Source organism: Comamonas sp. (assembly GCF_036643215.1).
Taxonomy (GTDB): domain Bacteria; phylum Pseudomonadota; class Gammaproteobacteria; order Burkholderiales; family Burkholderiaceae_C; genus Comamonas.
The window spans coordinates 1-12541 of record NZ_JAVXSJ010000051.1; the positions used below are offsets into that span (position 1 = coordinate 1).

General features: G+C 57.3%; 10 protein-coding genes. 3 read left to right on the top strand and 7 right to left on the bottom strand.

Translation table 11 applies throughout. The annotated features are described in order from the left end of the window. The 5 genes from RSF91_RS18750 to scpA all read right to left on the bottom strand — a co-directional run. On the bottom strand, positions 1 to 176 hold a 176-nt coding region (locus RSF91_RS18750; protein WP_332569844.1), incomplete at its 3' end, for a biotin carboxylase N-terminal domain-containing protein. Then, positions 158 to 1561 carry a DUF389 domain-containing protein gene (locus RSF91_RS18755; RefSeq protein WP_332569835.1) on the bottom strand — a complete coding sequence of 468 codons (1404 nt, stop codon included), beginning with the start codon at positions 1559 to 1561 and terminating at the stop codon, positions 158 to 160. The genes RSF91_RS18750 and RSF91_RS18755, both read right to left, overlap by 19 nt. Positions 1562 to 1574: 13 nt before the next feature. Next, positions 1575 to 3110: an acyl-CoA carboxylase subunit beta gene (locus RSF91_RS18760; protein WP_332569836.1), complete on the bottom strand. Its 1536-nt coding sequence runs from the start codon at positions 3108 to 3110 to the stop codon at positions 1575 to 1577. 78 nt (positions 3111 to 3188) lie between these two features. After that, complete coding sequence (gene meaB / locus RSF91_RS18765) at positions 3189 to 4193, bottom strand: methylmalonyl Co-A mutase-associated GTPase MeaB (protein ID WP_332569837.1); 1005 nt, start codon at positions 4191 to 4193, stop codon at positions 3189 to 3191. Between the two features lie 34 nt (positions 4194 to 4227). Further along, a complete protein-coding gene (gene scpA / locus RSF91_RS18770) occupies positions 4228 to 6402 on the bottom strand; it encodes a methylmalonyl-CoA mutase (RefSeq protein ID WP_332569838.1) in 2175 nt (724 codons plus the stop codon). 122 nt (positions 6403 to 6524) lie between these two features. Between scpA and RSF91_RS18775 the strand changes: the two genes are divergently transcribed. From RSF91_RS18775 to RSF91_RS18785, 3 genes are all read left to right on the top strand, one after another. Next, positions 6525 to 7160: a GntR family transcriptional regulator gene (locus tag RSF91_RS18775; protein ID WP_332569839.1), complete on the top strand. Its 636-nt coding sequence runs from the start codon at positions 6525 to 6527 to the stop codon at positions 7158 to 7160. Between the two features lie 170 nt (positions 7161 to 7330). Next, the gene (locus RSF91_RS18780; RefSeq protein ID WP_332569840.1) at positions 7331 to 8869 is read left to right on the top strand and encodes an MHYT domain-containing protein; all 1539 of its coding nucleotides are present in this window, start codon (positions 7331 to 7333) and stop codon (positions 8867 to 8869) included. 91 nt (positions 8870 to 8960) lie between these two features. Further along, entirely contained in the window at positions 8961 to 10916 is a 1956-nt protein-coding gene (locus tag RSF91_RS18785; RefSeq protein WP_332569841.1) for an AMP-dependent synthetase/ligase, read from the top strand. A gap of 180 nt (positions 10917 to 11096) precedes the next feature. On the opposite strand, the gene RSF91_RS18790 is transcribed toward RSF91_RS18785, so the two are convergent. Further along, positions 11097 to 11771: an alpha/beta fold hydrolase gene (locus tag RSF91_RS18790; protein WP_332569842.1), complete on the bottom strand. Its 675-nt coding sequence runs from the start codon at positions 11769 to 11771 to the stop codon at positions 11097 to 11099. A 78-nt stretch (positions 11772 to 11849) separates the two neighbouring features. Then, on the bottom strand, positions 11850 to 12218 hold the full coding sequence (locus tag RSF91_RS18795) for a DUF1428 domain-containing protein (protein ID WP_332569843.1): 369 nt from the start codon (positions 12216 to 12218) through the stop codon (positions 11850 to 11852). Between the last annotated feature and the right edge of the window lie 323 nt (positions 12219 to 12541).

Sequence of the window (12541 nt, forward strand, 5' to 3'; positions counted from 1 at the left end):
GACTCGCGGCTGGGCGCGGCGCCAATGTGCACGGCCTCGTCGGCCAGCTTCACATGGCGCGCATCCTTGTCAGCGTCCGAATACACGGCCACGGTCTTGATGCCCATCTTGCGGGCAGTGGCGATCACGCGGCAGGCGATTTCGCCGCGGTTGGCAATCAGGATTTTGGTGAACATGTTGTCTGCTTCCTTCGGTTTTTGTCTCTAGCGTTGATCAAGCGGGAATCCAGTCGCTCGATCAACTGCACTTCAGTTTTTTCTAGTCGCACGCCAAGCCAGCGGTTCAGGCTGTCCCTGTCGTGCGTGTTTAAGTTGTTGGCGACATCCAGTACCACCACCGTGCTTGGCTGGGCTGCATCGCTTGCGTTGTCAGAGCGCTCGCCTTGCGCCAGGGTCAGCGCGCAGACCAGCGGCTGCTGGGCTTGCACTTCCTGGAGCAGCGCCAAGGCATCCACCGGTTTAACGGCGGGCTTTTCCTTGGCTTGCGCCACATCCTGCTGCAAGCTCTTGAGCTGCGCATCCATGGACTTGACCTGCTCAACCAGCGTCTTGTTCACGCCTTCTTCCAGTTCGCGGCGCAGCTTCTCGACATTGAGCGAATCGTCTCCGGCATCACGCACCAGCACCGTCACATCGGCCTGCCCATCGTTGAGCATGCGGCGCTTGACCTGTTCGCGCAGCTGGGCTTCGTCGGTCCGGCCCACCACGATCAGGCGCAGCGTGCGCGCCCCAGCATCCACCTCGTGCATCAGTACATGGCTGTTGGGCTCCGCTTCCAGATCCCGCGCCACGCGAACCGCCGCACTGGCAAACACCTCTTGCTGCACCAGGCGATAGCCCATCCACACGCTAGGCACCAGCACCACTATCAGGCCCAGCGCGATGATGAGCCGGTGGCGCTTGCGCGTCACTTCGTCGAGTTCACCCTGGCGCGGCAGGCGCAGCAGCTTGGCCACCGCCAGGGTGGACGCGCCGATGAACATGCTGTTGATGATGAACAGGTAGAAGGCGCCGCCAAACATGTCCCAGCGGCCATGGGCAATGCCAAAGCCTGCGGTGCACAGAGGGGGCATGAGCGCGGTGGCAATCGCCACGCCCGGCACGATGTTGTTGTAGCTGCGACGCGTCACCGCCACCATGCCAGCCGCGCCGCCGAAAGCGGCGATCAGCACATCCCAGAGCGTGGGAAAAGTGCGCGCCATCAGCTCGGACTGGGGTTGCTCCAGCGGGCTGAGCGTGAAGTACAGCACCGAAGTCAGCAAACTCAGAACCACGAAGATGGCCAGGTTCTTGCCCGCCATGCGGATCAAGCCCAGATCTTGCACGGCCGCACCGTAGCCCATGCCCACGATGGGGCCCATCAGCGGTGAGATCAGCATGGCGCCGATGATCACGGCGGTGGAGTTCGTGTTGAGCCCCACCGACGCGATCAAGATGGCGAAGAACAGCACCCACAGGTTGGTGCCGCCAAACTGCGCGCCCGAACGCACCGTCTCGTCGATGACGGACGGCTCCTGCTGATCCTTGCGCAGGTCAAAGAGAAAAAGCAGGTTCGGGCGCATAATTACATCGCTTTCACAAAGGGATGTTGCCGTGCTTGCGCCACGGATTCTCGAGCTGCTTGTTCTTCAGCATCTCAAGGCTGCGGCAGATACGCTTGCGCGTTTCATGTGGCTGGATCACGTCGTCGATAAAGCCACGAGCGCCGGCAACAAAGGGGTTAGCAAAGCGTTCTTTGTACTCCGCTTCGCGGGCTGCAAGCTTGACAGGATCGTTCTTGTCTTCGCGGAAGATAATTTCCACCGCGCCCTTGGCACCCATCACGGCGATTTCGGCATGGGGCCATGCCAGGTTCACGTCACCGCGCAAATGCTTGGAGGCCATCACGTCATACGCGCCGCCGTAGGCCTTGCGGGTAATGACGGTGATTTTTGGCACGGTGGCTTCAGCGTATGCGTACAGCAGCTTGGCGCCGTGCTTGATGATGCCGCCGTATTCCTGGCTGGTACCGGGCATGAAGCCGGGCACATCGACAAAGGTGACCACAGGGATGTTGAACGCATCGCAGAAACGCACAAAGCGCGCCGCCTTGATGGAGGACTTGATGTCCAAGCAACCGGCCAGCACCAGGGGCTGGTTGGCCACGATGCCCACGGTCTGGCCAGCCATGCGGGCAAAACCGATGATGATGTTCTTGGCGTATTCGGGCTGCAGCTCGAAGAAGTCGCCATCGTCCACGGTCTTGGCGATCAGCTCCTTCATGTCGTAAGGCTTGTTGGCGTTGTCGGGCACCAAGGTGTCCAGCGACATGTCGGCACGGTTCACCGGATCGGTGGACACGCGCACGGGCGCCTTTTCCTTGTTGTTCAGCGGCAGGTAGTTGTACAGACGGCGCAGCATCATCAGTGCTTCCACGTCGTTGTCGAACGCCATGTCGGCCACACCGCTCTTGGTGGTGTGGGTGATGGCGCCGCCCAGTTCTTCGGCCGTGACTTCTTCGTGGGTCACGGTCTTCACGACTTCAGGGCCGGTCACGAACATATAGCTCGAGTCCTTGACCATGAAGATGAAGTCGGTCATGGCGGGCGAGTACACCGCGCCGCCAGCCGATGGGCCCATGATCATGGAGATCTGTGGCACCACGCCCGAAGCCAGTACGTTCTTCTGGAACACGTCGGCATAGCCACCCAGAGAGGCCACGCCTTCCTGAATACGCGCACCGCCGGAGTCGTTCAGACCGATGACGGGAGCGCCGACCTTCATGGCCTGGTCCATCACCTTGCAGATCTTCTCGGCATGGGTTTCGGACAGTGCGCCGCCGAACACGGTGAAGTCCTGGCTGAACACAAAGACCAGACGGCCGTTGATCATGCCGTAGCCGGTGACCACGCCGTCGCCGGGGATCTTGGTGTTTTCCATGCCGAAGTCCGTGCAGCGGTGCTCCACGAACATGTCCCACTCTTCGAAGGTGCCGTCGTCCAGCAGCAGCTCGATGCGTTCACGCGCCGTGAGCTTGCCCTTTTTGTGCTGCGCATCGATGCGCTTTTGTCCCCCACCCAGCCGCGCGAGTTCTCGCTTGGCTTCCAGCTGCTTCAGGATATCGTCTTGCATGCTTGTCCTCTATCGTGATTTGGGTTGCTTGTCTCGCAAGTTGTAATGCGATGCTATGGTAATAAGAGCTGCTAGCGCCTACTGCATTTGGGCTAGAAGTAGATTTCTTGCTGCGGTACTAGCCGCAATACGGCCAGCGGCCACATCGTCCTGAAGGACGGGGAGCATGGCCTTGACCTGCGGGTGCTGGCGAAACGCCTGCTTGAGGCCGAAGTCAATGCGCTCCCACATCCAGGCCAGCGACTGCTTTTCGCGGCGCAGTTGCAGGCGGCCGTTGGCGGTCTGCATGTCTCTGAAGCTGCTGACTGCCGCCCAGAAATCATCCACCCCGTTGCCCAGCAAGGCGCTGATCTGAATCACACGTGGTTGCCAGAGCGCGCCATGCGTGGCGTGGTCCGGGTTGCCATGCATGCCCAGCAAACGCAAGCTCGATGTAATTTGTGCCTGCGCACGCATGGCGGCTTTGGCATCGATGTCGGCCTTGTTGATGACCACAAGGTCAGCCAGCTCCATCACGCCTTTTTTGATGGCCTGAAGGTCGTCGCCGGCATTGGGTAGCTGCAGCAGGCAGAACATATCGGCCATGCCATGCACGGCAATCTCGCTCTGGCCCACGCCCACGGTCTCGATGATGACCACGTCATAGCCTGCGGCTTCGCAGACCAGCATGGCTTCACGCGTTTTCTCGGCCACACCTCCCAGGGTTCCGCTGGACGGACTGGGGCGGATATAGGCTTCCATACGCATGGACAGGTGCTCCATACGGGTCTTGTCACCCAGAATGGAGCCGCCAGAGACCGAGGACGATGGGTCAATCGCCAGCACCGCAACGCGCAGGCCCTTGCCAATCAGATACAGGCCCAGCGCTTCAATAAAGGTCGATTTACCAACGCCCGGCACGCCGCTGATGCCAAGGCGAAATGCCTTGCCCGTGTGCGGCAGCAGGGCCGTGAGCAAGCCATCGGCCTGCTCGCGGTGGTCGGCGCGGGAGGATTCCAGCAAGGTGATGGCCTTGGCCATCGCCCGGCGCTGCACGGCAGCGTTGCCGTGCAGGATGCCGTCTTGCATTTGCTCAGGTGTCACTTCGTGTTCGCCTTTGCTATCAGTGCGCCGGGGCTTAAATGCCGTTGGCCTTCTTGATTTGCTCCAGCACATCCTTGGCGCTGGCAGGAATCGGGGTGCCGGGGCCATACACGCCCTTGACGCCTGCGGTGTACAGGAAGTCATAGTCCTGCGCAGGAATCACGCCACCGACAAAGACAATGATGTCGTCCGCGCCTTGCGCCTTCAGCTCGGCAATGATGGCAGGCACCAGAGTCTTGTGACCAGCAGCCAGTGTGGAGACACCCACGGCGTGCACGTCATTCTCAATGGCCTGACGAGCGCATTCTTCGGGCGTCTGGAACAGCGGGCCCATGTCCACGTCGTAGCCCAGGTCGGCAAAAGCGGTAGCAACGACCTTGGCACCGCGATCATGGCCGTCCTGGCCCAGCTTGGCGACCATCACGCGGGGGCGACGACCCAGTATTTCAGAAGCGGCGTTGATCTCTTCCTTGAGCTTGTCCCAGCCTTCGGCGGAGTCATAAGCGGCAGCGTACACACCGGTCACCTTTTGCGTATCAGCGCGGTGACGGCCAAAGGCCTTTTCCATCGCGTCAGAGACTTCACCCACCGTGGCGCGCAGGCGCACGGCCTTGATGGCCAGATCCAGCAGATTGCCCTCACCGGACTCTGCTGCAGAAGTGATAGCTGCCAGCGCTTGTTCCACTTGGGCTGTATCGCGTTTTGCCTTGATTCTATTCAAACGGGCAATCTGGCTGTCACGGACCTTGACGTTGTCCACATCCAGAATTTCGATGGGGTCTTCCTTGGCCAGCTTGTACTTGTTGACACCAACGATGACTTCCTTGCCGGAGTCAATACGGGCCTGCTTTTCCGCAGCGGCGGCTTCAATCTTGAGCTTGGCCCAGCCGCTGTCCACCGCAGCCGTCATGCCGCCCATGGCATCCACTTCTTCGATGATCTTCCAGGCGGCGTCGGCCATGTCCTGGGTCAGCTTTTCCATCATGTAGGAACCGGCCCAGGGGTCGATCACATTGGTGATGTGGGTTTCTTCCTGAATGATCAGCTGGGTGTTGCGGGCAATGCGGGCCGAGAACTCAGTAGGCAGCGCAATGGCTTCATCGAGCGCATTGGTGTGCAGCGACTGGGTGCCGCCAAACACGGCCGCCATGGCTTCGATGGTGGTGCGCACCACGTTGTTGTACGGGTCTTGCTCGGTCAGCGACCAGCCGGAAGTCTGGCAGTGCGTACGCAGCATCAGGCTCTTGGGGTTCTTGGCGCCGGTTTCCTTCATAATGCGGCACCACAGCAGACGTGCCGCGCGCATTTTGGCGATCTCCAGATAGAAGTTCATGCCAATCGCCCAGAAGAAGGACAGGCGGCCTGCGAAGGCGTCCACGTCCATGCCCTTGTCCACGGCGGTCTTCACGTACTCTTTGCCGTCGGCCAGCGTGAAGGCCAGCTCTAGCGCCTGATTAGCACCGGCTTCTTGCATGTGGTAGCCCGAGATCGAGATCGAGTTGAACTTGGGCATGTTCGTGCTCGTGTACTCGATGATGTCGCCAATGATCTTCATCGACGGCTTGGGCGGGTAGATATAGGTGTTGCGCACCATGAACTCTTTCAGAATGTCGTTCTGAATCGTTCCTGCCAACTGGTCTTGCGACACACCCTGCTCTTCAGCCGCCACCACGTAGCCAGCCAGCACGGGCAGCACAGCGCCGTTCATGGTCATGGAGACCGAAACCTTGTCCAGAGGAATCTGGTCAAACAAGATCTTCATGTCTTCGACCGAGTCAATGGCCACGCCGGCCTTGCCCACGTCGCCCGTCACGCGGGGATGGTCAGAGTCGTAGCCGCGGTGCGTGGCCAGGTCAAACGCGACAGACACGCCCTGGCCGCCAGCAGCCAGTGCCTTGCGGTAGAAGGCGTTGGATTCTTCAGCGGTAGAGAAACCTGCGTACTGGCGAATCGTCCAGGGGCGACCTGCATACATGGTGGCCTGCGGGCCACGAATGTAGGGGGCAAAGCCCGGCAGCGTGTTGGTGTGCTGCAGGTCTGCGGTGTCTTCAGCCGTGTACAGGGGCTTGACGGTGATGCCGTCAGGCGTGACCCAGTTCAGATTGTTGATATCACCGCCGGGCGATACCTTGTTCGCAGCCTTGTTCCAGGCATGCAGATCTGCTGCTGCAAATTCTTGTTGGCCCTGTTTCGCGTTCTCTTGGCTCATGTTGTCTCTCGTCTGCGGTGCGCGCAGTGAAGGTTGGAATTGCGGTGAACTACCTATTTGCGGCAAGTGTACATGATTCATAATTATGAATTCAAAATTCTTAACGCATATAATCGCCCGTAATGACGACCAAAATGCTTACACCACTCGCGCTATATGAACAGGTCGCTGAGCAGCTGCGCCAACGCATCTTTCAGCAAGAACTGGAGCCCGGCGCCTGGATTGACGAACTCAAGATTGCCGAGGAATACGGCATCAGTCGCACTCCCCTGCGTGAAGCACTGAAGGTCCTTGCCGCTGAAGGTCTGGTGACCATGAAATTGCGCCGCGGCGCCTATGTGACTGAGGTTTCGCGCAAGGACATCTCGGATGTCTATCACCTGCTGAGCCTGCTGGAGGCCGATGCCGCCTCAGAAGTCGCTGGCAAGGCCACTGATGAAGAGCTGCAGCGCCTGCAGCAGACCCACGAAGAACTCAAACGGCAGACCGCTGACGCTGAGCGCTTTTTCGCGCTCAACGAAAGCTTTCACATGCAGATTCTGGATATCGCCAACAACCGCTGGCGCAATCAGCTCGTGGCCGACCTGCGAAAGGTGATGAAACTCAACCGCCACAAATCACTATTTAAGCAAGGCCGTATTGAGGACTCTCTGGCCGAGCACGACGCCATCATGCTGGCGCTGCTGCAACGCAAGCCCCAAGTTGCCATGAACGCGGTAAAGCAGCACTTTGCCAATGGACTGGAAGCCGCGATTTAACGCTGGCATCAATAGCGTCTATGCCAACATTCGTGAACAATCGTCTTTGTCAGCGTTTTTTGAAGCCAGTTTAGGATTGATCCTACAAATTAAGTAAACAGGATTACTTAATTTGTGCCATCCTCGTAACAGTAACTGAATGTGCTTTCATTCTTTCAGAAAGACTATTCATGCTGGCGCAATTTTTTTGGACTCCATCGCCTGAGGCCCACTTGCAGCAAGGCGAGCACGATCCCTTTCTAGTTTTGCTGTCGCTGGCTGTTTGCTGGATTGCTTCGGCTCAGGCATTACGCCATGCTGCATTTGCACGACTGGCCGCTACACCGCAGCTACGCTGCTGGTCCATTCTGGGAGGCTCGCTGGCGCTGGGCATCGGCATATGGGCCATGCATTTCATTGGCATGCTGGCCTATTCTTTACATGGTGTTGTACAGTACGAGCTGCTATTGACGGTTCTCTCCATACTCCCCGGCATCGCGGCGTCAGCGGTTGCCCTTACCTTGCTCTCACGTAATGAAATCAGCCCCAAACAATTGATGCTTGGCGGGTTGATTGTGGGTGTGGGCATTGCCACCATGCATTACAGCGGCATGGCAGCCATGCGCATGCAGTCACCATATCAATATTCCCCTTTCTGGTTTGCCGTTTCACTGGTGGTGGGCGTGGCGCTGGCTACATTGGCGCTCTGGGTGCGTTTTGGTCTGACGCATGTCAGCATCAAGCACGCCACGCTGCGCAAAACACTGGCGGCTCTCATCATGGGCGGAGCCATTGCAGGCATGCATTACATCGCCATGCTGGCGCTGCGTGTGCCTGCCGATCACGGCAACCACAGCATGCCACCCACCAATGACAAGCTGATTCTTGCACTGACTATTGCCTTGATTACCCTTGCGATTGGCGGCTTGATTGCACAGGCAAACGCTTTGATTCATTACCGCACGCGCTGGCAAAAAGTGGACATGAATGAGGCCCGCCTGAGCGCCTTGGTCAATATGGCTGCTGACGGCATTATCTGCATCGACAGCCACGGCCGAGTTACCGACTTCAATCCAGCGGCCGAGGCCATTTTCGGCTGGACGGCAGAAGAAGTGCTGGGGCAGAATGTGAAAATGCTCATGCCTGCGGCTTTGTCCAGCCAGCATGACCATTATCTTGATCGACATGAAACAGGTCAGCGCAATGCCGCTGCGCCTCTGAAAAACAAGATTTCTGAAGTGCTGGGTCAGACCAAGCAAGGAACTTTGGTGCCACTGCGCCTGGCATTAAGTCAGGCCGAAGCACGCGGCCAGCGTATTTATGTAGGTCTGCTGACTGATTTGTCTGATCGCAAAAGAACAGAGCGCCAGTTGCATATTGCCGCCACTGTTTTTGACCATTCCTATGAAGGTATGGTGGTGCTGGATGCCAACCGTAAAGTGGTCGATATCAACCCGGCCTTTGAGCGCATCTGCGGGCTGAGCCGCAAAATTGCCAAGAACAAGGAATTCGTCAGCCTGTTTGTTCAGGATGAGGAAGACACGCAGTGGCGTGAAATCTGGACCGTCATTGGCCGTAACGGCCACTGGCAAGGCTCTTGCGCCATGCGCCATGACGGCCATAACCACCAGATTTCCTTAACCGCAGTACGTGACGAGCAGCAGCGCCTGCACCACTACATTGCCGTGTGCTATCAGCAGGTGGATATTCCGCTCAGCGCTGTGAATTAAGTAGCTCAAAACGAGCACTGTTCATTTCATTTTTTGCAGAACGCTATCATTCACGAAGCAGCAACCGGCCTGCTTTCTGAAGGTTAAGCGTATGAATCATCAAAGTGTGAACGATGTACTGGGCCTGCAGGCTCTGCCCGGCAGTCTGACGATTGGGCAAGCTCAGACCTTGCCAGAGCTTCTGGCCATCCGGGTTCGCACCACTCCCGAAGGCGAGGCCTATCGAGAGTTTGATGAACGCGCCAACCACTGGAAAAGTTTGACATGGGCGGATACCGCCGCCCGTGTTGCCCGCTGGAGCCGAGCACTTTGCGCATCCAGCCTGCCCCAAGGCGCACGTGTTGCCATCTTGTTGCCCAATGGTTTTGATGCCATGTCCATCGACCAAGCCTGCCTGCGCTGCGGCTATGTACCCGTACCGCTGCACGCCATTGATAACGCGGGAAGCATTGCCTACATTCTTGCGGACTCAGGCGCTTCGCTGCTGGTAGTTGCCGAAGCCAAAGCTTGGGATCGTATCTGCACCACAGGTCAGGACTTGCCAGCGCTACAAGCCATCATCCACGCCCAGCAAGCCACGCAAGAGAGCGCATCCAATAACCGCCTGGCAGAGATAGCAGATGGCGCTGAAGACACCGTCAGAGCCCTGCATGCCAAGCCCGTGATTGCCCTGTCTGCATGGCTGCAGGCTGGCGAAAAGGGCTGCCTTGACCTCCCTGCCCCGCCACAAAAAACCGATCTGGCAGGCATCGTCTATACCTCAGGCACGACTGGCAAACCCAAGGGTGTGATGCTCACGCATGACAACGTGGTCAGCGATGTGCACGCCGTCATGCAGCGGGTTATCGCCTTTCCTGAAGATGTTTTTCTCTCCTTCTTGCCTCTGTCTCACACGTTTGAAAGAACCACCGGCTACTACTTGGCCGTGGCCACGGGCTCCTGCGTGGCATACGCGCGGTCTGTGGCCCTGCTTTCTCAGGATTTGAAAAACATCAGGCCAACGGTGCTGATCTCCGTTCCACGCATCTACGAGCGTGTGTACGCCAAGGTGCAGGAAACGCTAGCATTGAGCCCCAATAAGCACAAGCTGTTTGATGCCGCAGTTGACAAAGGCTGGCGCACCTTCTGCGCCCGGCAAGGTATTCCCTTTTTCAGCACCTCGAACACGAAGGAAAGCACCAGTGGCTGGGCCTCTTTGATACCCGCATGGCTTTTACGCAAACTGGTGGCGCAGCCCTTGCTTGCCCAGTTTGGCGGGCGCTTGCGTATCGCCGTCAGCGGAGGCGCCCCGCTGTCCCCGACGATTGCGCGCAGTTTTCTGGGCCTTGGACTGCCCATGGTGCAAGGCTATGGCATGACGGAAACAGCGCCCGTCGTCAGCGCCAATGGACTGGATGACAACTGGCCCGAGACGGTGGGTAAAGTGCTGCCCGGTATTCAGGCACGCATTGGCGAGGATCAGGAGCTACAGGTCTCAGGCCCTGTCGTCATGCGAGGCTACTGGAATCGCCCTGAAGATATGGCCAAGGCATTCACCGCCGATGGGTGGCTAAAAACAGGTGACCAGGCCGCCATTGAAAACGGCCGCATTCGCATCAAAGGGCGCATCAAGGAAATCATCGTCACATCGACTGGCGAAAAGGTTCCGCCCAATGATGTGGAGCAGGCCATCATGGTCGATCCTTTGTTTGAGCAGGTCTTTGTGGTGGGCGAAGACGCTCCATTCATTGCCTGTGTCGCCGTGGTCAACACGGTTGAATGGGAAATGATGGCCAAGAGCCTGGGACTGAATCCAGAAGATGACGCCAGTCTGCAGCACTCTGCCGCCAAGCGCGAGGCATTAGCCCGGATCGAAAAGCAGACCCGCAGCTTCGCCAGGTATGCCGTGCCCAGAGCAGTTCATCTGGTCAAGGACTCGTGGAACATTGATAACGGCTTGATGACCCCTACCCTCAAGCTCAAGCGCAAGAACCTGATGGCGTTCTACGAGAAAGACATCGCCCTGATGTACGGGAAGCCCATCGATAACTGGCAAACGAAGGGCTGATTATTAGGTCAATGAGGATTTTTAGAATCCCCATGAAAATCATGTAAGTTACATTAAAAGAATAAGAAATGAAAGAAAAGAAGCTCATGTGCTCTGTCATTGAGCTGCAACACTCAAGTCCTGGGCTTCAATTTCTGGCCCACTAAAGTGCAAAGAATGTCCAAATATCAGTAGCCAGGTTCACCTGCCCTCTTGCTTCTTAAGCCACTCGATCACGAGATCTGACACCGGCTTCTCATACCCACGGTAGTCATGCTTAGCTCCAGGAACTTCGAATTGCACATAGTTTTCGGACACTAATTGCTTGCGAAAAGATGCGGCTTTCGCATCCATTTCGTTGTCACCATACACATCTACTACCGGAATCTTCACCTTTCGCAGATTGAGATTGGTGTTAACTGGCTCCTTGCCACCTGCAGTCAATCCGACCCCAATGAAGCCAACAACCGGGGCCGTCGGATTGTTTGCCAGAAAGCCTGTTGTCATGCGCCCTCCCATGCTGTGGCCCATCAGATAAATGCGCTCAACCCCTTTCTGGGTCTTCAGGTAATCAATTGCAAACTGAATGCGCTGATAGGCCTCAGGAAACGCGGCTGCCAGCTCTGGTGAGTCAGGCGAATCTGCGCCAGGATCAGGCATGCGCAATGAGAGGGTGTGAAAGCCTAAATCTTTGTTGATGCCTCGTCGTAGTGGCCCGACTACGCTACCGTCTGGGGAGTTTCCTCTGCCATGTGCCAGGACAACTCCCACCTTGGAGTCCTTCCCGTCAAGGTATTCGCCTTGAGGCATCTGTGCCGTAACGTGCGTAGCCAAAAAACAGCTACAGACCAAAATGAGTGATTTGAGTAATGACATCACCGCAGCCTCCAGGATAAGAGCCAAGTGTGAGATGACCGTTTAGCACCTCAATGGTGCCTACCCCACTCATTCCGTTCAGGCCTTAACTTCAACCACCTGTTCAAAGCCCCCAAAGATCATTCGTTTGCCATCGAATGGCATCGGCGGGTTGCCGGGCGTAGATGGATCCATGCGCGGGTCTTCCATCATCTTTTTCATGGCGGCGTCTCGCGTAGCCTTGTCCGGCCATTCGACCCACGAAAAAGCCACTGTTTCCTCAGCCGTGGCCTGCACGGACCGCCTGAAGTCGGTAACTTTTCCATCGGGGACATCATCTCCCCACCCCTCAATCACACGGATGGCTCCCAACTCGATGAATATCGGGTCAAGTTTGCGCGCATGCTCAATGAACTTCGCCTTGTTTGCTGTGGGTACAGCGATTACGAAACCATCGATATAGGACATGGGTTCACTCCTTACAAGTTGAACAGGCAGAGCCTGATCAGCACATAAACACCAAGTCAGGCAAGGATTTCGGCAATGGCTGTGTTGAACAGCGACAGAACGAGCAGTGCGCTTGATACGCATGCATCCTGATCTTTGACTCGGAACCTTTTGAAATCAATACCCCAATGGTTCGGATTCGCTGCTGCCGTTACCTACGTGCATAGAAGCTGACATTTGTGCCCGCCACAATGCAGAAAGCCCCGACCATGACTGATCGGGGCTTTGATGGTTGCGAGGGCCGGATTTGAACCAACGACCTTCGGGTTATGAGCCCGACGAGC

Excerpts from the sequence above, each read along its gene's own strand:
- RSF91_RS18790 (WP_332569842.1), bottom strand. The coding sequence starts at position 11,771 with ATGTCATTACTCAAATCACTCATTTTGGTCTGTAGCTGTTTTTTGGCT.
- RSF91_RS18795 (WP_332569843.1), bottom strand. The coding sequence starts at position 12,218 with ATGTCCTATATCGATGGTTTCGTAATCGCTGTACCCACAGCAAACAAG.
- RSF91_RS18755 (WP_332569835.1), bottom strand. The coding sequence starts at position 1,561 with ATGCGCCCGAACCTGCTTTTTCTCTTTGACCTGCGCAAGGATCAGCAG.
- scpA (WP_332569838.1), bottom strand. The coding sequence starts at position 6,402 with ATGAGCCAAGAGAACGCGAAACAGGGCCAACAAGAATTTGCAGCAGCA.
- RSF91_RS18760 (WP_332569836.1), bottom strand. The coding sequence starts at position 3,110 with ATGCAAGACGATATCCTGAAGCAGCTGGAAGCCAAGCGAGAACTCGCG.
- RSF91_RS18780 (WP_332569840.1), top strand. The coding sequence starts at position 7,331 with ATGCTGGCGCAATTTTTTTGGACTCCATCGCCTGAGGCCCACTTGCAG.
- RSF91_RS18785 (WP_332569841.1), top strand. The coding sequence starts at position 8,961 with ATGAATCATCAAAGTGTGAACGATGTACTGGGCCTGCAGGCTCTGCCC.
- RSF91_RS18775 (WP_332569839.1), top strand. The coding sequence starts at position 6,525 with ATGACGACCAAAATGCTTACACCACTCGCGCTATATGAACAGGTCGCT.